Raw genomic sequence first — 23340 nt, forward strand, 5'->3', positions numbered from 1 at the left:
ACCATATTCCGTCGGGTAGATAAAGCAAAATGCTTGCGTCAAACAGACGCTATTTTTGATCTGGATCAAACCCGAAAGGTCCCAACCCATGTCCGACGCCCAGTTTCGCCCCTTTGAAAGCGCTCTTCCGCACGATGAAGCGCTTGCCATATTGCGCTCGGCAACGGATGGCGCCGAGGATGGAGAGCTGTTTGTCGAGCGACGAAAATCCGAGTCCCTCGTGTTCGATGACGGACGTCTGCGCACCGCGTCTTACGATGCGTCGGAAGGGTTCGGACTGCGCGCCGTACAAGGTGAAGTGGCTGGATATGCGCATTCAACTGACGTTTCCATTCCTGCCCTGAAACGGGCGGCGGAAACCGCAAGACTGGCTGTAGGAGATGGCGGCGGGGTCTTGGCGGATGCTCCGCGCTCCACCAACACGCGTCTCTATACGGACGAAGACCCAATTGAATCTGCCGCGTTCCCGGTCAAGATCGAGACACTGCGTGAGATAGACGCCTTCGCGCGCGATCTGGACCCGCGTGTTGTTCAGGTCAGCGCCACGATCGCGGCGGCTGTGCAAGAGGTCGAGATTCTGCGCCCGGATGGTGTGATGGTCCGCGATGTGCGCCCCATGACCCGAGTGAATGTCTCGGTGATTGTCGAGCAGAACGGCCGCCGCGAAAGCGGATCTGCCGGTGGCGGCGGTCGGGTTGGCCTGAGCGGGTTGATTGATCCCGCCGACTGGCAGGCCAAGGCACGCGAAGCGCTGCGCATTGCGCTGGTCAACCTGGACGCCGTTCCCGCGCCAGCCGGCGTCATGGAAGTTGCGCTTGGCCCCGGCTGGCCTGGCATCCTGTTGCACGAGGCAATAGGCCATGGTCTGGAAGGTGATTTCAACCGCAAGGGCAGCTCGGCCTTTGCCGGATTGATGGGGCAGCAGATTGCCTCGAAAGGTGTGACCGTGGTGGATGACGGTACGATTGCTGATCGTCGTGGCTCGATCAGCGTGGATGATGAGGGCACGCCCAGCGCACGCACGGTGCTGATCGAAGACGGCATCCTGACCGGCTACATGCAGGACCGCCAGAACGCTCGCTTGATGGGTGTTGCGCCCACTGGCAACGGGCGGCGACAAAGCTATGCGCACAAACCCATGCCGCGCATGACCAATACGATCATGCTGGGGGGCGAGGCCGACCCGCAGGCTCTGGTAGCTGACATCAAGGACGGTATCTGGGCGGTTGGTTTCGGCGGAGGTCAGGTAGACATTACCAACGGCAAGTTCGTTTTCTCATGCACCGAGGCGTACCGCGTCGAAAACGGAAAAATCGGTGCACCGGTCAAAGGGGCCACGCTGATTGGTGATGGCCCTTCGGCCTTGAAACGGATCCGCGGCCTCGGCAACGATATGGCGCTGGACCCCGGCATGGGAACCTGCGGCAAGGATGGGCAATGGGTGCCGGTAGGCGTTGGCCAGCCAACCGTCCTGATGGACGGGCTGACCGTCGGCGGCTCTGCAGCCTGAGTCGAACCTAGGATGCAGAAAGAGGCGCAGGGTTAACCTTGCGCCTCTTTCATCATTAAACTTGCGTTTGGTGACAAAAAGCACCTCTTCCTGTGGTATTTATTTTATATTGTTTAATATCAAGATTTTATAGTCGCATCGCCTGACGAGATTAAAATAAATATTTCTAATTTTCGACGATTCACAAGCTGTTAACCGCCTATCCCGTAAACCAGTTCTGTAACAAGGCGGAGCAACGGATGACCGAAGAGCAGCTTTCTTCCAATCACCCCCCACTCCCACCCACCACGGAAGAGGACCGGTTCTCGTGGCTTCGCCTGTTGCGTTCTCGCAAGGTCGGTCCGGCGACATTTCGTCGGCTGCTGCGCGAACATGGCCCAGCGCAGAACGCGCTGGCCGCGCTGCCTGAAATGGCACGCGCCGTCGGTATAACAGGGTATGAAACCTGCCCTCCCGGCGTGATCGAGGCGGAACTCAAGGCCGCAAGGGCCGCCAAAGCGCGGCTTTTGTGCCTTGGGTCCGCTGATTTTCCAACGACCCTGAATGATCTGAACGATGCCCCCCCGTTGCTTTGGGCAGTCGGGGATGTTTCGCTTCTGCAAAAACCATCGATTGCGATGGTCGGCGCGCGAAACTGTTCCTCGCTTGGCGCGCGGATGGCGCGTGGCTTGGCCTCGGAGTTGGGCAGCAAGGGGTACGTGGTTGTGTCTGGTCTGGCGCGCGGTATCGACACGGCCGCACATATGGCCGCACTGGAGACAGGTACGGTGGCAGTCATGGCAGGCGGCGTCGATGTGATCTATCCCGCCGAAAACACGGAGCTGGCCCGCGACATCGCCTCCAGAGGCTTGCGGCTTTCTGAGCAGCCGATGGGTGTAACACCCCAGGCCCGTCACTTTCCGCGCCGAAATCGGATCATTTCGGGGCTTGCACAGGCCGTTGTCGTCGTCGAGGCCGCTGCCAAATCCGGGAGTCTGATAACAGCACGTGACGCGTTGGATCAGGGACGCGAGGTTCTGGCCGTTCCCGGCCATCCGCTCGACGCGCGGGCCGCCGGTTGCAATCTGTTGATTCGTGATGGCGCAACGCTGGTTCGATCCGCTGATGATGTTATTGAAGCGTTGCCCCGAACAAACGATTTGGTTTCACTACCGCCCGAACCTCCCTCTGCACCGATCGCGCGCCCCGCAAGGGACCTGCATGTGCAGATCCTCGAGCGACTCGGTCCCTCACCTATCGCTGAAGATCAATTGCTGCGGGATATCACGGTCTCAGCCGGTGAGCTTGGTCCGGCGCTGATCGACCTTGAACTTGATGGGCGAATCCAGCGTCAGCCTGGAGGTCTGCTGTCGCTGGCAAGTTGATCGAACCCTTGATCTGGCTGGTCCGGTTCCTGAATATCTGTGGTAGCGCACTGAAATCACGGCGCTTTTCCACCTGCAAAAGGAACGCATTGACAATTCCTGCTTGCCCCACACATTTTGCTCCACCATAGAAGGCGTCAAATTCGTCGAGCGAGGTTTCCCCTTAAATGCCCGTAGTTGTTGTAGAATCTCCGGCCAAAGCAAAAACAATCAATAAATATCTGGGGCCCGACTACACAGTTCTGGCCTCTTACGGCCATGTGCGGGATCTGCCGCCAAAGGACGGATCCGTCGATCCCGAACACGATTTCTCGATGAAATGGGAAGTGGGGAACGACAGCCGCAAGCATGTCAAAGCCATTTCTGACGCGCTGAAAGAAGACAACGCGCTGATCCTCGCCACTGACCCTGACCGTGAGGGCGAAGCAATCAGCTGGCACCTGCAGGAAGCGTTGACCAAACGCCGGTCGATCAAGAAAGACACGCCTGTCAGCCGCGTGACCTTCAACGCCATCACGAAAGAGGCTGTCACACAGGCAATGCAAAACCCGCGCCAGGTCGACATGCCGCTGGTTGAGGCCTATCTGGCCCGCCGTGCGCTGGACTATCTTGTGGGCTTCAACCTGTCTCCGGTTTTGTGGCGCAAATTGCCCGGCGCGAAGTCCGCTGGGCGCGTGCAGTCCGTCTGTTTGCGCCTGATCGTCGAACGCGAGATGGAAATCGAAGCGTTCAAGCCGGTCGAATACTGGTCGGTCAGAGCACTGTTCGAGACGCCTCGTGGTCAGACCTATGAGGCGCGGCTGGTCACGCTGGCGGGCAAAAAGCTGGACAAGCATGATCTGGCCAACGCCACGCAGGCGGAACTGGCCGTTCAGGCCGTTACCAGCCGGGCTCTGACCATAACCTCGGTCGAGGCCAAGCCTGCCGCCCGCAACCCCAGCGCACCATTTATGACCTCGACCTTGCAGCAGGAAGCAAGCCGCAAGTTCGGAATGGGCGCGCGCCACGCGATGCAAGTGGCGCAGCGGCTCTATGAGGCCGGATACATAACTTATATGCGGACCGACGGCATAGACATGGCGCCCGAGGCCGTTGCGGCAGCACGGGATGCCATCGCCGACCGCTTTGGCGCCGAATATGTTCCGGACAGCCCGCGCATCTACAAGAACAAGGCCAAGAACGCTCAGGAAGCGCACGAGTGTATCCGCCCGACAGATATGTCGCGGGACGCCAAGGCCTTGAAAGTCACGGACGAGGATCAGCGCAAGCTTTATGATCTGATCTGGAAACGTACCATTGCCTGTCAGATGGCAGCCGCCCGCCTGGAGCGCACGACCGTCGAGATTGGCAGCGATGACGGTCAGGTCGGCCTTCGCGCCACTGGCCAGGTCGTGATGTTCGATGGTTTCATGCGGGTGTACGAAGAAGGCCGGGATGACATTGCGGACGAGGACGAAAAGCGTCTGCCACAGATCACGCAGGGTGATCCAGCCCGTTTTGCCAAAACCTCTCTGAAGGATCAGTTCGCCAAGGCGACCAGCGACAGCGGGGACAAGGTTGCGAAAGAGGCGATCCTGTCCGAGAACGAATCTGTTCTGGCGCTGCAGCATCACACTCAACCACCCCCGCGTTATACCGAAGCGACGCTGGTCAAACGGATGGAAGAGCTGGGGATCGGGCGACCATCAACCTATGCCTCGATCGTCACGACGATTCAGGACCGGGAATATGTACGCAAGGACAAAAACCGGCTGATCCCCGAGGAAAAGGGGCGGATCGTTACGATCTTCTTGCTGAATTTCTTCCGGCAGTACGTAGGCTATGAGTTCACCGCCAATCTGGAAGAAGAGTTGGATGATGTCAGCGCCGGGGAACGCGACTACAAGGACCTGTTGGGCAAGTTCTGGCGTGATTTTTCAGCCGCGATTGGCGAGACGTCCGAGCTGCGGATTTCTGAAGTGTTGGACAGGCTCGACGAAGCTCTGGCTCCGCAGCTCTACCCGCCGCGCGAGGATGGGTCCGATCCGCGTATCTGCCCGAAATGCGGTACCGGTCAGTTGCACCTGAAGACCTCGCGGACCGGCGGGTTCGTTGGCTGCGGAAACTATCCGGAATGTACCTATACGCGTCCGATTGCAGGTGAAGGTGCGGAAGGCGACGAAAAACTGCTGGGCGAAGATGGTGGCGATGAGATCTGGTTGAAATCCGGCCGGTTCGGTCCTTACGTTCAGCGCGGCGAACCCACGCCCGAGAACAAAAAGCCGCCCCGCGCGTCGTTGCCGCGAGGGTGGAGCAAGGATGACATGGATCTGGAAAAAGCGCTGACGCTGCTGTCCCTGCCCCGTCAGATCGGCGAACACCCCGAGGGAGGCATGATCAGCGCTAATTTCGGACGGTTCGGCCCGTATTTGATGCATCAGTTGCCGGAAGAGGCGAAACCGGTTTACGCCAACCTCAAAGACCCCAATGACGTGTTCGAGATCGGCATGAACCGTGCCGTTGAATTGCTGGCCGAAAAACGCGCCAATCCCGGACGTGGACGACGAGCCGCAGCGAAACCCCTGAAGGAACTGGGCGAGCATCCCAATGGCGGAGCAATGCAGGTTCTCGACGGGCGCTATGGGCCATATGTGAAATGGGAGAAGGTCAACGCAACCATCCCCAAGGACATAAAACCCGAGGACGTGACGCAAGAAATGGCCATCGAACTGGTCAATGAACGCGCGACCAAGAAGGGCACCAAGAAAAAGGCGGCCCCCAAGAAGAAGGCCACAACCAAGAAGGCGGCGGGATAGGTAGAAATACCTCCCTCCTCCGGGTTTCATTGACTTCCCAATGACGTGGCGGCACAACCTGCCCATCACCATGTCATTGGGGGAGTTTTCCATGAAGAAAGTCTATGCCAATGCCACCGAGGCGCTCGATGGGGTGCTGTCGGATGGTATGCTGATCGCCGCAGGCGGGTTTGGCCTGTGCGGCATTCCGGAATTGTTGCTTGAGGCCATCAGGGAATCGGGCGTCAAAGACCTGACCTTTGCGTCAAACAACGCAGGCGTGGACGATTTCGGCATCGGCATCCTGCTGCAAACCAAGCAGGTCAAGAAAATGATCAGTTCGTATGTCGGTGAAAACGCAGAGTTCATGCGTCAATATCTGAGCGGCGAGTTGGAGCTGGAATTCAACCCGCAGGGCACTCTGGCGGAACGGATGCGCGCAGGTGGCGCGGGAATCCCCGGCTTCTACACAAAAACCGGCGTTGGCACCGTGATTGCCGACGGTAAGGAGCACAAGGACTTCAACGGCGAGACTTACATTCTTGAAGAGGGCATCTTCGCCGACCTGGCCATCGTCAAGGCGTGGAAGGCCGACGACACCGGCAACCTGGTGTTCCGCAAGACCGCCCGCAACTTCAATGTGCCGGCAGCGACATGCGGCAAGATCTGCGTGGCTGAAGTGGAAGAGATTGTTCCGCGTGGCGCGCTGGACCCCGACTGCATCCACCTACCCGGTATCTATGTGCATCGCATCGTTCAGGGCAAACACGAAAAGCGCATTGAACAGCGCACCACCCGGAAGAAGGAGGAAGCATAATGCCCTGGGACCGCAATCAGATGGCCGCACGCGCGGCAGAGGAACTGGAAGACGGCATGTATGTGAACCTCGGCATCGGCATCCCGACGCTGGTGGCAAACTATGTGGGTGACAAGGACATCACTCTGCAATCGGAAAACGGCATGCTGGGCATGGGCCCCTTCCCTTTTGAGGGCGAAGAAGACCCAGACCTGATCAATGCGGGCAAGCAGACGATCACTGAATTGTCCCGCACGGCCTATTTCGACAGTGCCACATCCTTCGCCATGATCCGCGGCGGCAAGATCGCTGCGGCGATTCTGGGTGCAATGGAAGTAGATGAGAAAGGTGATCTGGCCAACTGGATGATTCCCGGAAAGCTGGTGAAAGGCATGGGCGGTGCAATGGATCTGGTCGCAGGCGTAGGCCGTGTGATTGTTGTGATGGACCACACCAACAAACATGGTGACAGTAAGGTCCTGAAGGAATGTACCCTGCCATTGACCGGAAAGGGCGTCGTAGATCGTATCATCACCAATCTGGGTGTGCTGGATGTGGTCGAAGGCGGTCTGAAAATCGTGGAACTGGCGGATGGTGTCAGCGAAGACGAGCTACGCGCAGCAACAGAAGCGACAATCGTTTCCTGATCAATTGGAAAGGCCCGCCAGATCACGGCGGGCCTTTTTCAGTTTGACGTCTGAAAAACACAGCCATCGGAAATCAGGTCCGGCGGCGTCGTGCACAAGGCCCGCGCGATCTGGAACGCGGCAAGGACCTTTGGCACATAGTCTCGGGTTTCAGCATAGGGCGGCACGCCGCTGTGTTTGCGTACGGCCCCCTCACCCGCGTTGTATCCAGCCAATACTAGTATTGGATCATTCCCAAACTCTTCCATCAGCCAGTTGAGGTATTTCACACCGCCTGCGATATTGTCAGAGGGCTGAAGACTGTCTTTCACCCCGAATCTGGCCGCCGTGGCGGGCATCAACTGCATGAGCCCTTGTGCGCCAGCAGAGCTGACAGCATCTGCACGTCCGGCTGATTCCACCGAAATCACCGCTAACACCAGCGCAGGTGAAACATTGGTTCCCACTGTGGAACGAAGGATCTCGATCCCGCGTTCCTTTGCGATGTTTTGCAGCGATTGCAGTCGCGGTGATCTTACGTTCGTCGCGGCTAGGGCGTTGATAGCTGCGTCCAGCCGCCAGGCCCCGGCTTCATCCATGTGTGGTGAAACCCGGTTCCAGAATGCCTTGTACGACCCCTTGGGATCTCGTTTGGCTTCGACACCAGGCACCGCTGCCGGAGTGACCTTAGTGCGCGCGATGATTTCAGGGACCACCAGTTCAGTGCCCGTACTGGGCGCTGAAGGGTTGGCTGCGTGTTCTTCCGGTGTGATTTGCACGGATACACGCGGGCGTTCGCCGGGTTTGGGGGCTTTGACTCGCTTGTATACGCCGCGCGGCTCTATCTCGGTCGCATTCACTGATGCGGTACCCGATATCAGAAATGCCAGCACACCGGCGCATTGGAGTGCGTTCCGGAGATTCATTTGCCTGCCTCGTGTTTTCTTTTTAGGCGATTTGAACCCTGAATCTTCTCGCAAGGCCAGAAAAACAAAGCGAATTGGGGCAGTTTCGCCTCATTTGGCGCAATTTTGCATCGCTATAGGGCCTTCACTTCAATCGATGATATTTTTTTACCATTTATTTTCAATACGTTACAAAAATTATCACCAAAAAGTTAAGCTGCGCGAAAAAAAATCGGTGTTTGGCCCAATTCCTGCCACGCCCAACAGTCAAACATAGTCCCATACCGAGACGGACATGAGCGGACTGAGAGAGAAAGCTCTGAAAGACGCCGAGGTTTGTTAAACTTTTTTTGATCCTTTAGGAGGGACGTAACATGATCAAGTTCATCAAGAACTTCCGCAAAGACGAAGACGGCGCAGTAACAGTTGACTGGGTTGTTCTGACCGCAGCAGTCATCGGCCTGGCCGCAGTTGCATACCAGCAGATTTCGGCTGGCGCCACTGGCCTGGCAACCGGCGTAAACGAAGCGCTGAACGCCGCATCGCTGAGCACCGGCAGCAACACCGCGACAGGTGGTATCACCGGCGAAGGCAAAAGCAACTAAGTTGCTGCTCTAGAGAATTTTCAAGGCCGCGCTCAATGGGCGCGGCCTTTTTTTGTGATCTGAAACTGCTTCATCCCAGGCGCACAGATTCCAGCTTGCGCGCAAGTCATGCAAACCTTCGCGACGCTCGGGGTGTTTTGTTGCAACCCCTGTGTTTCTTCTGTCCCAATCAATCCGACACACGCGCGGTCTCTGCCTGAGACCGAAATTTTCTGCGAAATCAATATTTAGCCCAAATTTCGCCATCCGCGCGAACCAGTTATGGGCCAACCTGTCGGTGGCACTGACGCGACGTATTTGGAGATAAGCACATGTTCAGGTTCCTTAATCAGTTTAAATCTGACGAAGCAGGAGCGGTGACAGTTGACTGGGTGGTATTGACCGCCGTGGTCATAGGATTGTCGGGCGCGACCTACCTCGTAATCAGCTCAAGCGTCGACGGCATGGGCGGCAACATAAACGGGGCCATGAACAGTGCCGTTGTCAGCACCGGGTCGAACACTGCACCCTCGGGCATTATCACGGCAGGAACCGCCGGCGGCGGAAACTAAACCACAGCAGGTGTACGCATCAGCTGTTTTCCAAAGACGTTACTCTTAACAGTTTCGACGCAAAGCGCTGCGCCCATGGGGTGCGGCGCTCTTTTGTTGCGCACGATCCGCTGGCAATCGTGAGGAAAGGCAACACTCACCATGAAGAATTGTGCGGAAGATGGCGTAGAATCTGACAATCAGGCATATTTGTCCCACATTTCGACACAATTTGCAGTTAGCAAATAGGCTGTTTCAATGTGGTTCCTTGGCCGCTAAGTAATCGACCAAACAAAAGAATGAGGTACACGCATGCGAGCAGTTTTCGGACTTGTCCTGATTGTCGGCGTTGCACTGGCCGGGGGCGCCGTTTACATGGCGCGAAACTATATTGCGGAATACCAAAGCGAGTTGGCACGCCAAAGACTTGCTGCAGAAGAAGCCCTGGCCAACGCCAAAGTCGACGTTGTTCCGACTGTCACTGTGTTTGTGTCGAACCGCGCCTTGAAATACGGCGAGCGGTTGACTGAGGAAGATATACGCGCTGTTGACTGGCCGGAAAACGCGATCCCGGAAGGTACTTTCAAGGAGCTTACAGCCCTGTTCCCCGTAAGCGGCGCAAATGAACGCTTCGTTTTGAGGGCAATGGAAAAGGACGAAGCGATCATGGAGGTCAAGATCACTCGTCCGGGCGAAAAAGCTGGCCTGACGTCACGTCTGGAAAAGGGTATGCGTGCCTTTGCGATCAGCGTTGACGTTGCTTCTGGCGTTTCGGGTTTCTTGCGACCCGGCGATAGTGTCGACATCTATTGGACGGGTTCCAGTGGAACCATCGAGGGGAGCAGCGGTGGTATCACCCGCCTGATCGAAACCAACGTGCAGCTCATTGCCGTCGACCAGACCGCCGGTTCGGATGTCACCAACACAACGATTGCGCGCACAGTTACGGTTGCGGCCACACCGGAACAGGTCGCCGCATTGGCACAGGCCCAAAACACGGGGCGTCTTTCCCTGGCTCTGGTTGGGGTACAGGATGAATCCGTTGCGTCTACGATTGAGGTGGACCAAAACAAGCTGCTGGGAATTCAGAAAACTGCTCCGGAACCCGAGGCAAAAGCCGAGAAGGTATGCACAACACGTATTCGCCGCGGCGGCGAAATCGTAAATGTACCGATCCCCTGTACAAATTGACGCCAATTCAGAACGTTACAGGTTCAGAGCCGCACCCTTGGTGCGGCTTATTTTTTTGCGATTGTTGCCAATTCCCCACATAAGGAAACTTACGGAAACCATTGATTATTGCAATAAATTCGGATTTCGCGCAGTCTCTCCACCTATAGGGCATAAGACCCAAAAAAACGAGGCGTGATCGGAGAGGCAGGTCACATGACAATACGTTCCTGGATCAGCGCAACCCTGCTGGGGTTGTCGCTTGTTATGGCCCCCATTGGCGACACCGCCTGGGCCGAAACTTTGCGCGTGGTGAAGAAAGGGACTGTGGAAACACTCGACGTCCCGATGAACCGCGCAATTGTCGTAGAAAGCGAGCAACCGTTTGCAGAGCTCAGCATTGCCAACGCCGGCATTGCAGATATCTCTTCATTGTCGGAGCGCACAATCTATGTTCTGGGTAAGGCCCCCGGCCTTACCACGCTGACGCTGTTTGATGGCGCTGGCAATTTGTTGGCCAACGTTCGCGTCCGCGTCGCACCAGATGTCACGGAGTTCAAGGAACGTCTGCGTCAGATCCTGCCCAACGAACCCATCGAGGTTCGCACGGCAAATGATGGCATTGTTTTGTCCGGCACAATCTCCAGCTCGGCAAAACTGGCGCGCGCTTTGGAACTGGCTGAAAGATATGCTCCCGAGCGTGTTTCCAACCTGATGTCGGTCGGTGGTGTTCAGCAGGTCATGCTGAAGGTCCGCTTTGCGGAAATGAACCGCTCAGTCGCCAAAAGCCTGACAGCGTCGCTTGGTTTCGGCGGAGGTGACGTTACGGGGGGCTTCAACACGCTCAACAACCAGTTCGCACTGAACAACGCTTTGTCGAACAACATTCCGGCCGTTCAGGCCAATACAGGCGCGATCCTGTTTGGTTTCGGCGCAGGCTCGACGCAAGTTCGCCTGTTGTTGGAAGCACTTGAAACCAAAGGGTTGGCCCGCAGTCTGGCTGAACCGAACCTGTCCGCCTTGTCAGGTCAGGAAGCTTCCTTCTTGGCCGGCGGAGAAGTTCCGATCCCGGTACCACAGGATGATGGCGTTGTTGCCATTGAATACAAAGCATTCGGCGTTGAGATGGACTTCATCCCACGCGTTGTTGACGGTGATCTGATCAATCTTGAAATGGGCACCGCTGTTTCAAGTATCGATCAGAGCTCGGATTTCACCATCAACGGCGACTCCGTACCCAGCTTCATCACGCGCCGGGCAAAAACAACGATTGAACTTCGAGATGGTGAAAGCTTTGCCATTGCCGGTTTGATCCAGGATAACTTCGCCGATTTGAGTAATCAGGTCCCCTGGCTGGGTGATGTGCCCGTTCTTGGCGCGTTGTTCCGCAGCGCCGACTACCAGCGCGAGCAAAGCGAACTCGTGGTCATCATCACCGCGCATCTGGTTACGCCAACTCGTGGAGAGACACTTGCTCTTCCCACCGATCGGGTAAAACCGCCCAGCGAATTTGACCTGTTCGTGAATGGCAGGGTCGCGCGCACACAGCGCACTGGAGCCGGCGGAGCGTCAGAGGTTGCCAAGCAAGACTTCGGCAGCTCCTACGGCTACGTCCTAGATTGATCAGGAGGATAGGACCAATGCAGAAGTGGATTATCACACTGGGTCTTTCGGTCGCTGTCGCCGCATGTACGCGTGAGGCCGGGTACGAGATCGATGCAGGCACTTTCGGAAACGCGACATTAAACAATGTCCAGGTTCAAAGCGGTGAATTGACCTATGCGCAGATTCTCAGTCGCCGGTTTGCTGCTGACGTGCCCAGCCAGGTGAACTTTGCGTTCAACAGCTCGCAACTGGATGCTTCGGCTCAGCGTATTCTGTTGCAACAGGCGGACTGGATCAAACAGTTCCCCGAAGCCCGTTTCCGTGTTTACGGACATACGGACGCTGTAGGATCAACCAGCTACAACAAAAGCCTTGGCTTACGCCGTGCACAGGCAGTCGTCGCGTTTTTGGGACAACAGGGTATCTCGCGCTCACGGCTTGAGGCGGTGGTGTCCTTTGGCAAGACGCAACCGCTGGTCGCAACGCAAAACCGGGATCGCAGGAACCGCAGAACGGTCACCGAAGTTTCAGGATTTGTTGACCGTAACCCGCAGCTTCTGGATGGCAAATATGCCGAAGTCATCTATCGCGAATATGTAGAAAGTGCGACCGCTGTAAGCCAGATTCAGGAAGTTGACGCCCAGGACGCTGGCAGCGGTGGATAATACGTTTGAAATGGGCGGCATCGTCGCCCATTTCCCTACAATTGGTTCTTTTGCGCCCAATTCTTGCCCAACTTCAAAGCAACATTGTGAACAATAGGGTGACCTGCGGCCAAATTTGACCGTATTGGGGCGACAGCACATCAATCTGGCGGATTTCGTTCATATGACATGCTGAGCCCTCACGACGAGGATAATGTTTATGACCAGCGCGACGCCGCAAGACGACAATACTGCAATCTTGGCCTGCACGATCAGTCGGGATGTTCAGAATTTCGACCTTTTGATCGAAGACATGGAAACCATCCTGGGCGAGCGCTGGGGGGATCTCGGATTTGCAGAAGCGTTAGCCTTTTTCAGCCAACCCGAAGCTGAAGCACTGGAATTTGTAGCGCTGGCTATCGACGGAGAAGATGAAGACAACCTTTCCCTGCTGGGTGAGATAATTACCCAAGCAAATGAAAAGAAAGTAAAAGTTGTTCTGATCGCCGAGGACGTTACTCCGGCTTCATTGCACCAACTGCTGCGCAAGGGCGCGGACGAGTTTGTGCCCTACCCTCTTCCGGAAGGTGAGTTGCAGGAAGCCATTGAGCGTATGAAGCAGCCAGACCCGGTTGCCGTGGCGCAAGCGGCTGCCGTTCCTCTGGCGGGTGGCGAATCAAAGGAAGGCGCCTTGTTTGTCGTTCAGGGTCTGGCGGGTGGTGTCGGAGCGACGACGCTGGCCGTTAACCTAGCTTGGGAACTGGCATGTGCCTCTGACAAGGACGCGCCAACTGTCTGCCTGATCGATCTGGACCTGCAATACGGTACCGTTTCCACCTACCTGGACCTGCCGCGGCGGGAAACAGTGTTTGAAATGTTATCGGACACAGATGCGATGGACAGCGAAGTGTTCTCGCAAGCTCTTCAAACATATGAAGAAAAATTGCAGGTTTTGACAGCCCCCTCTGATATGGTGCCGCTGGACCTGATTACTCCGGAAGACATTCAACGCGTGATTGACGTGGCGCGCGCGCATTTCGACTACGTCATTGTTGATATGCCGAAGACGCTTGTCCTGTGGTCTGAAACAGTTTTGCAGGCTGCCCATGTGTATTTCGCCATGATTGAGCTGGACATGCGGTCCGCCCAGAATGCCCTGCGCCTGAAGCGTGCTTTGCAGGCAGAGGAACTGCCATTCAACAAGTTGCGCTTTGCATTGAACCGGGCGCCGAAGTTTACCGACCTGAACGGAAAAAGCCGTGTGAAGCGCATGGGGGAAAGCCTTGGTATCTCCATCGACCTGCTACTGCCTGATGGCGGCAAACCGGTCATGCAAAGTGGGGATCACGGCCTGCCTCTGGCAAATGCGGCCGCCAAGAATCCGTTACGCCGGGAAATCGCAAAGCTGGCAAAGTCGCTTCACAGCCTTGGCAGCAGTGCCGAAGAAGCTGCGTAACATCATCCCAAGGGGGGATAAGCCGTGTTTTCAAGATACAAAAAGCAGCCCATAGCGCAGCCCGTCAAAACGCCGGCGCAACCGCCCGAAACTGAGGCGTCCACAGCGCAAGAGACACCTGTTGCGACTGCCGTGGCCCGCAAGCCTGTGAAAAAGATTGCAGGTGAGGTCGCAAGCTCGGACCGGGATCGGAAACGCAAAGAGCGGCTGGGCGAGATCAAGATCGAACTACACCGCGAGTTGCTCGAAAACCTGAACCTGGCAGCACTGGAAAACGCTGGCGAATCGGAGTTGCGTGCTGAAATCAGTGCAATCGCCAGTGAAGTTCTGGAAACAAGAAACATTGTTCTGAACCGCGAAGACCGGTCCCAGCTGAACAAGGAACTTTATGACGAGGTAACGGGGCTTGGGCCGCTTGAAGCATTGCTTCAGGACGATACGGTCAACGATATTCTGGTGAACGGTCCACAACAGATCTTTGTGGAACGCTCCGGTAAGCTGGAAATCAGCGATATTACCTTCAAGGATGAAAAGCACCTGATGCGGATCATCGACAAGATCGTGTCCGCCGTGGGCCGTCGAGTTGACGAATCCAACCCGTATGTTGACGCCCGTCTGGCCGATGGCTCGCGTTTCAACGCTATGGTGCCACCGATTGCGGTGGACGGATCGCTTGTTTCCATTCGTAAGTTCAAGAAAGATAAGCTGGGCATTGACGATCTGGTCAATTTCGGGGCGTTCACCGAAGAAATGGCCGCCTATTTGCAGGCCGCCGTGTCCACCCGGCTGAACATCATCGTTTCCGGGGGTACGGGTTCTGGTAAAACGACCACGCTCAACGCCCTGTCCAGTTTCATCGACGACGCCGAGCGCATTCTGACCATCGAGGATACGGCGGAACTTCAGCTGCAACAGACGCATGTGGGCAGGATGGAAAGCCGCCCGCCCAACGTGGAAGGCAAAGGTGAGGTCAGTCCGCGTGACTGTCTGAAAAACGCCCTGCGTATGCGTCCTGACCGTATCATCGTGGGTGAGACGCGTGGTGCCGAGGTGATCGATATGTTGCAGGCCATGAACACAGGCCACGACGGATCGATGACCACGATCCACGCCAACTCGGCCCGGGACGGTATTTCACGTCTGGAAAACATGATCGCCATGGCCGGGATCGAAATGCCGATCAAAGCCGTCCGCAGTCAGATCGCTTCGGCTGTCAACCTGATCGTGCAGGCCAGTCGTCTGCAGGACGGTTCGCGCCGGATGACCTCGATCACCGAGATCACCGGGATGGAAGGTGACGTGATTTCCATGCAGGAAATCTTTCGTTTTCAACGCGTTGGCCTGACACCCGACAACAAGATCATCGGACACTTTACCGCGACCGGCGTGCGCAGCCACTATTCGGAACGCTTCCGTCTTTGGGGCTTTGATTTGCCAGCGTCCATCTACGACCCAACCACAATGTAGGAGAACCAGGTATGCAATTGCCTATGGAGGCGATCATTTATGTCGCCATCTTTGTGGGGGTTCTTGCCTTGGTCGAGGGCATCTATCTTGTCGCCTTCGGCAAGTCCATCAGCCTGAACAGCCGGGTCAACCGGCGTCTGGACATGCTGGAAAAGGGTGCTGGGCGCGAACAGGTGCTGGAACAGCTGCGCAAAGAGATGCAGCAGCATATGAAGTCGCAGAGCATCCCTCTGTACTCACTGCTGGCAGACAAGGCGCAAAAGGCGGCAATCGCGTTCTCTCCACGTCAATTGATCATGATCATGGGCCTGGTATCCGCCATGGCCTTTGTCGGATTGAGCATCGGCACCGCTACGGACACGGCACTGCGCATCGTTGTTTCCATCGCAATCGGCATCGGTGGCGTTTACGCCTGGGTCAACCACAAGGCCAAGAAACGAATGGGTATGATCGAAGAACAACTGCCGGACGCGGTTGAACTGATGGTGCGATCTCTGCGTGTCGGAAATCCATTTGTATCGACAATTCAAGTGGTTGCAAACGAAGTCCAGGATCCGCTGGGAACCGAATTTGGCGTTATCGCCGATGAATGTGCCTATGGTCGCGATGTGGGCGAGGCGCTAAAGGACATGGCTGAACGTCTGGACATGCAGGATATGCGCTTTCTGGCCGTAGCCGTGGGTATTCAGCAGCAATCTGGCGGTAACCTTGCTGAGATTTTGGCCGGATTGGCAAAGGTGATCCGTGCTCGTTTTCGCTTGTTCCGTCGCGTCAAGGCGATTACAGCCGAGGCACAATGGTCTGGTAAGTTCCTGTCCGGGTTTCCCGTCGCCTGTCTGATATTCATTCTGGTCAAGGACCCGGGCTATTACGACGATGTGTTGGATCACCCCTGGTTTATTCCCGCGTGTTTTGTTGTCGCTATCCTGCTGACATTGAACCTGATCGTCATGAAAATCATCACCAACATCAAGGTCTGAGGGCAGTACCATGGAATTCCTGACCAGCATCAATGACCTGTTGACCCAGCACTTGGGTGAGTTCGGCCCCCTGATCATTGTCGGCGTACTTGGCCTGATTTTGGTTCTGGTCGCTGTCACACTGATGATGAAGCAGCCGGAAGATCCCCTGAAGAAACTGCAAAGATCTAATGCTGCCCCTCCAAAGCAGAAAAAGGGGAAAAAAGAGCAGCTTCGAAACTCAAGCCGAAACGAACAGCTTGAGAAGTTCGCGACTTTTCTGGAGCCCAAGAACGAAGAAGAATATTCGGCCGTCGAGCTGAAACTGCGTCAGGCGGGCTACAGGTCGAAGGATTCAGTTCGGTTCTTTCACTTTGCGCAGTTTTCTTTGGGTATCCTTGGCATTTTCCTTGGTGTTATGTTGGTCACAGTCTTTTCCGGCGGCCAGGAGTTTACCGGAACACAGATGATGATCCGGGTGCTTGTTCCCGGCGCGATTGGCTATTTCGCACCAAAATACTGGATTACGCGCCGGGTTGAAGAACGGAAGGAAGCGATTACCGCCGGCTTTCCCGATACGCTCGACCTGATGCTCGTCTGCGTTGAGGCCGGTCAGTCGCTGGATCAGGCCATTGTTCGGGTAGCCGGTGAAATGAGTGCGTCGTATCCAGATATCGCGCAGGAATTCGAAACTGTCGCGCATGAAATGAAGGCTGGTAAGGACAAGGACACCGTCCTGCGTGATTTCGGCGTGCGATGTGGTGTGCAGGACGTGAACTCATTTGTTACCGTTATGATCCAATCGGCGACATTTGGCACATCGATTGCCGAGGCGTTGCGGGTTTACGCCGGTGAGATGCGCGACAAACGTGTGATGCGCGCCGAAGAGGCCGCGAACAAGTTGCCGACCAAGATGACTCTTGTCACAATGATGCTGACAGTACCGCCACTGCTGATTATTCTGATCGGCCCGTCGGCGAACGTTATTTCGAGTTTTGGACGCTAGGTCGGATAGAACCATATGAATGCTGAAATCAGGTGCTTCCCTTCCGGGTTTCGCCGAATGCTCCGGGCCACCATGTTTTTTGCCATGGTGGCTTCTTGCACAGAAGGCCTGTCACCTAACGGATTGGATGCACCGGGAATTGACGCCAAAGGTCAGGCCGAGGACAGCATCAAAGTCGGAAACAGATTGATGGCCGCCGGAGAATACGAACTGGCGCTTGAAACTTTTTCCCGGGCCGCGCTGGAGCAGGGTATGACGCCCCAGGTCCTGACGTCTCTGGGCACCGCGAATGTCGGACTCCGCCGCTTGGGTCAGGCCGAAAAACTGCTGCGCCGTGCTGTAGAAGACGACACGGACTGGCCCGTAGCGTGGAACAATCTCGGTGTCCTGCTGATGGAGAAACAGGATTACCCTGAAGCCGCGCAAGTGTTTCAGCGGGCCTATGCGTTGGACAATGGCGAAAGTGACGCAATCCGGGACAATCTGCGCTTAGCACTCGCAAAAATGGAAAATCCTGTTAATAATACCCCACAAGAACAACAAGAATACACACTGGAGCAGCTTGGCGACGGGCAATTCACGCTACGCAAGATCCAGTAATTGAGGCGAGAGCAGTAAAGGACGCAAAAAATGCGCCAGCAATTCTTGATTCCGACTGTTGTTATCAGTGGTCTGATCCTTTCGGCCTGTGCAAAGGAAACCGAAGAGGAAAAGGTTGAACGCACATTCCAGGAAGTGAACGTAATCGACGAAACCAACCTGAACGATGTGCTTCTGAGTGCCGCTGATCCAAATGAGGCAGTGACCTATTTCCACGGTGCAGCACTCAAAAACCCGGACCGGATCGATCTTCAGCGTGGACTGGCGATTTCCTTGGGCCGTGCCAAGCGCACGACCGAAGCCGTAACCGCGTGGAAGCGCGTTACAACGATGAAAGGCACGAATGCCGCGGACAAGGTCGAATACGCGGACGCACTAGTCCGAAACGGAGACTGGTCGCAGGCCAAAACGGTTCTGGATTCGGTCCCCCCGACCTTTGAAACCTTCAAACGGTATCGCCTTGAGGCCGTGGTTGCGGATTCCCGGAAAGAGTGGAAGCGCGCGGATCATTTCTATGAAACCGCTGTCGGACTGACGACACGTCCAGGCAGTGTGATGAACAACTGGGGGTATTCCAAACTGACCCGCGGCCAATATGCCGAAGCTGAGCGGTTGTTCTCGGATGCAATCCGCCAGGACAACTCATTGTTTACCGCAAAGAACAACCTTGTTTTGGCCCGATCAGCGCAAGGCAACTATAGCCTGCCAGTCGTCCCCATGACTCAGGTCGAACGGGCGCGCTTGCTGAACACAATGGGTATTTCAGCAGTCAAACAGGGCGATATCACAACTGCCAAGAACCTGTTCCGTGAAGCCATTTCAACCCACCCGCAGCATTTCGACGAGGCAGTCCGCTCGCTTCGGGCGCTTGAAGGGGCCTGACACATGCAAATACCTGCAGTGGCCGCGGCTTGGTTCCTGCCGTTTGTGCTGCCGATCTGCTTTTACGTGGCATTCACGGATATGCGTGAGATGCGGATCAAGAACCATGCAGTCCTTGCGCTGGCACTGGTTTACATTGTGATAGGTCTGATCGTCCTCCCACCCTGGTCCACAGGCGGCATCAGCGGCAACCTGGGGCCGTTCACCGTGTCGATGCCGGTCTATTTCTGGCAACTTCTGCATATCGTCGTGGTCCTGGTAATTGGTATCTTCCTGAATGCTGCAGGCACCATGGGCGCTGGCGACGCCAAGTTTCTGGCTGCCGCGTCGGCGTTTGTATGGCTCGGCGATTTTAGAATTGTGCTGGTGATCGTGACCGCCTGCATTCTGGCTGCCGTGGTCACTCATCGTTTGGCCAAAATCACAAAGCTGCGCACCATTGCGCCGCATTGGGAAAGCTGGGATCGAGGCAAACAGTTTCCGATGGGGTTCGCCTTGGGCGGATCGCTCGCCATGTACCTGATTTTGGGCACTGTTCTCGGATCGTAAACTATCATCAGCGCGCCTTTTCGCTGCCTTTGTCCCGCCACAAAGCTGGTTCATTTTTTTCAAGACGCCCATTTTTGGGTTCTTGGCGTGACATTTTGATGGACGAGCACCGCGCATGAATATGCAGACTTCCTCTGTTATGGCCCCCCCTGCCCCCAAGGGTCTGGGCGAAATGAAGCTTCCGCTTGTAATGATGCGGGATATTCTGCTGAAGACGATTTTCCGCAAAAACGCGAGCACCGTGTCGGAAGTGGCCGAAGCCATCTGTCTTCCCACTTCGGTTACTCAGGAACTGATCGACATCGCGCGCGATCAGAAACTGCTTGAAGCGACCGGGACACTGAACGCCAATAGCGGCAATGAGATGGGGTATCAGCTGACCGATGCGGGCAAGGCCCGTTCGCTGGATGCGCTGAGCCAATCCGAGTATTTTGGTGCGATGCCGGTGCCGCTGGATGTCTATCGCGAGCAGGTTAAACGCCAGTCGATCCGCAATATTCAGGTCACGCGAGAACAACTCGTAGGCGCAATGGGCCATCTGGTCCTACCCGACAGCCTGCTGGATCATCTGGGCCCTGCGGTCAGCGCGGGCCGGTCGATTTTGATGTATGGTCCCCCGGGCAACGGTAAATCCTCAATCTCGAACGGTGTACGGGACGCACTGGGCGATAATGTTTATGTGCCCTACGCCATCGAATACTCGGGGCAGGTGATCACGGTTTATGACCCGATCGTTCACACGGCGATCCAACAGGAGCCGGATGATCCCAACAGCCTGCGCCGTCGCAAGCGGTTCGATTCCCGCTATGTGCAATGTGAACGCCCCACCGTTGTAACCGGTGGTGAACTGTCGCTCAGCATGTTGGATCTGGTCTACAACCCAACCGCACGAACCTATCAGGCCCCGTTGCAGCTGAAATCCACCGGTGGCATCTTCATCGTGGACGACCTTGGCCGTCAGGCCGAGCCGCCGCAGGCGCTGGTCAACCGTTGGATCGTCCCGCTGGAGGAAAACAAGGATATCCTCGGCCTGCAATCGGGTGAAAAATTCGAAGTGCCCTTCGACACGCTGGTCATCTTCTCGACCAACTTCCACCCGAACGAGATCTTCGACCAAGCCGCCTTGCGTCGGATCTTCTTCAAGATCAAGATTGACGGCCCGAACCAGGAAAACTTCCTGAAAATTTTCGCCATGGTGGCCCGCAAACGTGGAATACCACTGGACGAGGCGGCACTGGTACACCTGCTGAAGGTCAAGTATCCGACTATCGACAATATCTATGCCAACTATCAGCCGATCTTCCTGATCGACCAGATGATCTCGATCTGCGAGTTCGAGGGCATACCTTACCAGATGAGCCCGGACCTGATTGACCGTGCCTGGGCCAATATGTTCGTCAAAGACGAGAAAATCGTCAAATAACGCCGTGCCAATCCCTCCTCCGGGCGGGTAATCTGTGACCATGACGCAGATTCCCGCTCGGATTGATACGTGGTTTTCCACCAAAGGCTGGTCCATCCACCCACATCAGCAAGAGATGTTCGATCGGGCGAAGGACCCGTCAACCTTGCTGATCGCCCCAACCGGTGGCGGCAAGACCATGGCCGGTTTTCTACCTTCCCTGTCAGAGCTGGCCGACGGTGGCCATGGCGGATTGCACACGATCTATGTCTCTCCCCTGAAGGCCCTGGCAGCTGATATCAAACGTAACCTGCGCACCCCGGTGGACGAGATCGGCCTGCCTATTCGGATCGAGGATCGCACCGGGGACACCTCAGCCACACAGAAGAAACGCCAAAGGGCCAACCCGCCCCATATCCTGCTGACCACACCCGAAAGTCTGGCGCTGCTGACCTCTTACGAAGATTCGCCGCGCATGTTCGACGGCGTGCAACGGATCATCGTCGACGAAATCCACGCGCTGGCGGAAAGCAAGCGCGGCGATCAACTGATACTGGCCCTGGCGCGTCTTCAGCGTCTCAACCCGGATCTGCGCCGTGTTGGTTTGTCAGCCACGGTCGAAGACCCCGCAGCGATTGCCCACTTTCTGGCGCGCCACCCGGACCCCTGCCGGATCGTGCAGGCCGACCCCGGCCCGGACCCGGACATACACATGCTGGAAACAACCGAAATGCCGCCCTGGTCCGGCGGCGGTGCGGCTTATTCGATTCCGGCAGTGTTGGAACAAATCCGGCGGCACAAGACCACGCTGATCTTTCACAACACCCGCGCGCAGGCCGAGATCTACTTTCACAATCTGTGGTTGGCAAATGACGACGGCCTGCCCATCGGTGTCCATCATGGCAGTCTTGACCGACAGCAACGCGAGCGGGTCGAGGCAGCGATGGTGCGTGGCGACTTGCGTGCTATAGTCTGCACCGGCTCGCTGGATCTGGGCATTGATTGGGGCGATGTCGATCTGGTGATTCAGATCGGTGCGCCCAAGAACGTCAAACGGCTGGTGCAAAGGATTGGACGAGCCAACCACCGCTATAACGCGCCTTCCAAGGCAATACTGGTGCCTGCTAACCGGTTTGAAGTTGTCGAATGCATTGCAGCGCTCGAGGCTGCCAAGGCTCATGACCTGGACGGGGAACCCCGAGGCCCCGGCCCTCGCGATGTGTTGTGCCAGCACATTCTGATTGCGGCCTGCGCCGGGCCTTTTGACGCCGATGACCTTTATGCTGAGATGACATCCGCCGGGCCTTTTGCGCAGTTGACGCGACCCGAGTTTGACGCCTGTCTGGATTTCTGTGCCACCGGGGGTTACGCCTTGCGCGCCTATGATCGCTGGCAAAGATTGCAGCAGCGTGCCGACGGGCAATGGCAATTGCGCGATCCTCGCGCAACGTCACGCATTCGCATGAACTTGGGCACGATTCAGGATACCGACACCCTGAAGGTACGCCTGAAGCGCAGCCGTGGTGGAAAACCGTTGGGAGAAGTTGAAGAAGCCTTTGCTGCCTCGCTGACCCCCGGCGATACCTTCCTGATCGGTGGGCAGATCGTGCGCTATGAGGGCCTGCGCGAAATGGTGGTCGAAGTCAGCCGTCGCGCAGATCGCAAACCAAAGATCGCGACCTTCTCGGGTACGAAGTTTGCAACCTCCACGCAACTCAGTGACCGCATTCTGCGCATGTTCGCCCAAACTGACTGGCCGCACCTGCCTTCACACACGGCTGATTGGTTGGACTTACAGCGCCAAGTGTCTCGCCTGCCTCAGCGCGATCGTTTGCTGATCGAAAGCTTTCCAAGTGACGGGCGGGAGCATCTGTGCGTTTACGGTTTCGCCGGGCGCAACGCGCAACAGACATTGGGCCTGCTGCTGACAAAGCGAATGGAGGAAACCGGTTTGGCCCCGTTGGGGTTTGTAGCCACAGACTATGCCACGCTGATTTGGGGGCTGGACGCAGTCACTGACCCTCGCCCTTTGTTTCAACCCGAAGCGCTGCGTGAGGGGCTGGACACCTGGCTGGCAGGCAACGCGGTTATGAAGCGTACCTTTCGCGCGTCGGCAACAATTGCCGGTCTGATCGAACGCAACACGGGCGGGCAACGCAAAAGCGGACGGCAAGCCACATTTTCGTCGGATATTCTCTATGACACACTACTGAAATATGATCCCGATCATCTGTTGATGCAGATCACTCGCGAAGAAGCCATGCGCGGGCTGGTTGACTTCGGTCGTATCGAGGCGATGCTGGCCCGCATCGGAGACCGCATCGACCTGCTGCGTCTGGACCACGTTTCCCCACTTGCCGCGCCGCTGTTTCTTGAAGTTGGAAAGGTGCCTGTCAAAGGTGCAGCCGAGGAAAGGCTGCTTGCAGAAGAAAGCGCGCGCCTGCTTGAGACCGCCGGGTTGGACCAGCTTTGATCCCCCTTGCGCAACAT

The 23340-nt window shown here is 56.5% G+C and carries 20 protein-coding genes; 19 read left to right on the plus strand and 1 reads right to left on the minus strand.

Annotated features, from left to right (window positions below; all coding sequences use genetic code 11):
- Positions 1-88 precede the first annotated feature (88 nt).
- The 5 genes from tldD to D1823_RS09635 all read left to right on the plus strand — a co-directional run bounded on the left by tldD (position 89) and on the right by D1823_RS09635 (position 7091).
- Positions 89-1510: a metalloprotease TldD gene (tldD, locus tag D1823_RS09615; protein ID WP_117869708.1), complete on the plus strand. Its 1422-nt coding sequence runs from the start codon at positions 89-91 to the stop codon at positions 1508-1510.
- A 239-nt stretch (positions 1511-1749) separates the two neighbouring features.
- Positions 1750-2874, plus strand: coding sequence for a DNA-processing protein DprA (gene dprA / locus D1823_RS09620; protein WP_117869709.1), 1125 nt, complete (start codon positions 1750-1752; stop codon positions 2872-2874).
- A 167-nt stretch (positions 2875-3041) separates the two neighbouring features.
- Positions 3042-5669, plus strand: a complete 2628-nt coding sequence (gene topA / locus D1823_RS09625; RefSeq protein WP_117869710.1) for a type I DNA topoisomerase — start codon at positions 3042-3044, stop codon at positions 5667-5669.
- Between the two features lie 91 nt (positions 5670-5760).
- Entirely contained in the window at positions 5761-6465 is a 705-nt protein-coding gene (locus tag D1823_RS09630) for a CoA transferase subunit A (RefSeq protein ID WP_117872820.1), read from the plus strand.
- Positions 6465-7091, plus strand: coding sequence for a CoA transferase subunit B (locus D1823_RS09635; protein WP_117869711.1), 627 nt, complete (start codon positions 6465-6467; stop codon positions 7089-7091). Before D1823_RS09630 ends, D1823_RS09635 begins: the two co-directional genes overlap by 1 nt.
- A 38-nt stretch (positions 7092-7129) precedes the next feature.
- Here the strand turns inward: D1823_RS09635 and D1823_RS09640 are convergent, their stop codons facing one another.
- Positions 7130-7996: a lytic transglycosylase domain-containing protein gene (locus D1823_RS09640; RefSeq protein ID WP_117869712.1), complete on the minus strand. Its 867-nt coding sequence runs from the start codon at positions 7994-7996 to the stop codon at positions 7130-7132.
- A gap of 353 nt (positions 7997-8349) precedes the next feature.
- Here D1823_RS09640 and D1823_RS09645 point away from each other — a divergent pair, with 353 nt between their 5' ends.
- From D1823_RS09645 to D1823_RS09710, 14 genes are all read left to right on the plus strand, one after another.
- Positions 8350-8580, plus strand: a complete 231-nt coding sequence (locus D1823_RS09645) for a Flp family type IVb pilin (RefSeq protein ID WP_117869713.1) — start codon at positions 8350-8352, stop codon at positions 8578-8580.
- Positions 8581-8891: 311 nt separating this feature from the next.
- Positions 8892-9131, plus strand: a complete 240-nt coding sequence (locus tag D1823_RS09650; protein ID WP_117869714.1) for a hypothetical protein — start codon at positions 8892-8894, stop codon at positions 9129-9131.
- 291 nt (positions 9132-9422) lie between these two features.
- Entirely contained in the window at positions 9423-10301 is an 879-nt protein-coding gene (gene cpaB / locus D1823_RS09655) for a Flp pilus assembly protein CpaB (protein WP_117869715.1), read from the plus strand.
- 195 nt (positions 10302-10496) lie between these two features.
- Positions 10497-11903, plus strand: a complete 1407-nt coding sequence (locus D1823_RS09660; RefSeq protein ID WP_117869716.1) for a type II and III secretion system protein family protein — start codon at positions 10497-10499, stop codon at positions 11901-11903.
- 17 nt (positions 11904-11920) lie between these two features.
- A complete protein-coding gene (locus D1823_RS09665; protein WP_117869717.1) occupies positions 11921-12550 on the plus strand; it encodes an OmpA family protein in 630 nt (209 codons plus the stop codon).
- A gap of 199 nt (positions 12551-12749) precedes the next feature.
- Positions 12750-13985, plus strand: a complete 1236-nt coding sequence (locus D1823_RS09670; RefSeq protein WP_117872821.1) for an AAA family ATPase — start codon at positions 12750-12752, stop codon at positions 13983-13985.
- Positions 13986-14009: 24 nt separating this feature from the next.
- Complete coding sequence (locus tag D1823_RS09675) at positions 14010-15452, plus strand: CpaF family protein (RefSeq protein WP_117869718.1); 1443 nt, start codon at positions 14010-14012, stop codon at positions 15450-15452.
- An 11-nt stretch (positions 15453-15463) separates the two neighbouring features.
- Positions 15464-16432: a type II secretion system F family protein gene (locus D1823_RS09680; protein WP_117869719.1), complete on the plus strand. Its 969-nt coding sequence runs from the start codon at positions 15464-15466 to the stop codon at positions 16430-16432.
- Positions 16433-16442: 10 nt separating this feature from the next.
- Positions 16443-17417, plus strand: a complete 975-nt coding sequence (locus D1823_RS09685; protein WP_117869720.1) for a type II secretion system F family protein — start codon at positions 16443-16445, stop codon at positions 17415-17417.
- Between the two features lie 57 nt (positions 17418-17474).
- On the plus strand, positions 17475-18017 hold the full coding sequence (locus D1823_RS09690) for a tetratricopeptide repeat protein (RefSeq protein ID WP_371415269.1): 543 nt from the start codon (positions 17475-17477) through the stop codon (positions 18015-18017).
- Positions 18018-18047: 30 nt separating this feature from the next.
- A complete protein-coding gene (locus D1823_RS09695; protein ID WP_117869721.1) occupies positions 18048-18899 on the plus strand; it encodes a lipopolysaccharide assembly protein LapB in 852 nt (283 codons plus the stop codon).
- 3 nt (positions 18900-18902) lie between these two features.
- Complete coding sequence (locus D1823_RS09700; RefSeq protein WP_117869722.1) at positions 18903-19448, plus strand: prepilin peptidase; 546 nt, start codon at positions 18903-18905, stop codon at positions 19446-19448.
- A gap of 115 nt (positions 19449-19563) precedes the next feature.
- Complete coding sequence (locus D1823_RS09705) at positions 19564-20871, plus strand: ATPase (protein ID WP_117869723.1); 1308 nt, start codon at positions 19564-19566, stop codon at positions 20869-20871.
- Between the two features lie 40 nt (positions 20872-20911).
- Positions 20912-23323: a ligase-associated DNA damage response DEXH box helicase gene (locus D1823_RS09710; protein ID WP_117869724.1), complete on the plus strand. Its 2412-nt coding sequence runs from the start codon at positions 20912-20914 to the stop codon at positions 23321-23323.
- Positions 23324-23340: the final 17 nt, after the last annotated feature.

Source organism: Ruegeria sp. AD91A (assembly GCF_003443535.1).
Classification (GTDB): Bacteria; Pseudomonadota; Alphaproteobacteria; order Rhodobacterales; family Rhodobacteraceae; genus Ruegeria.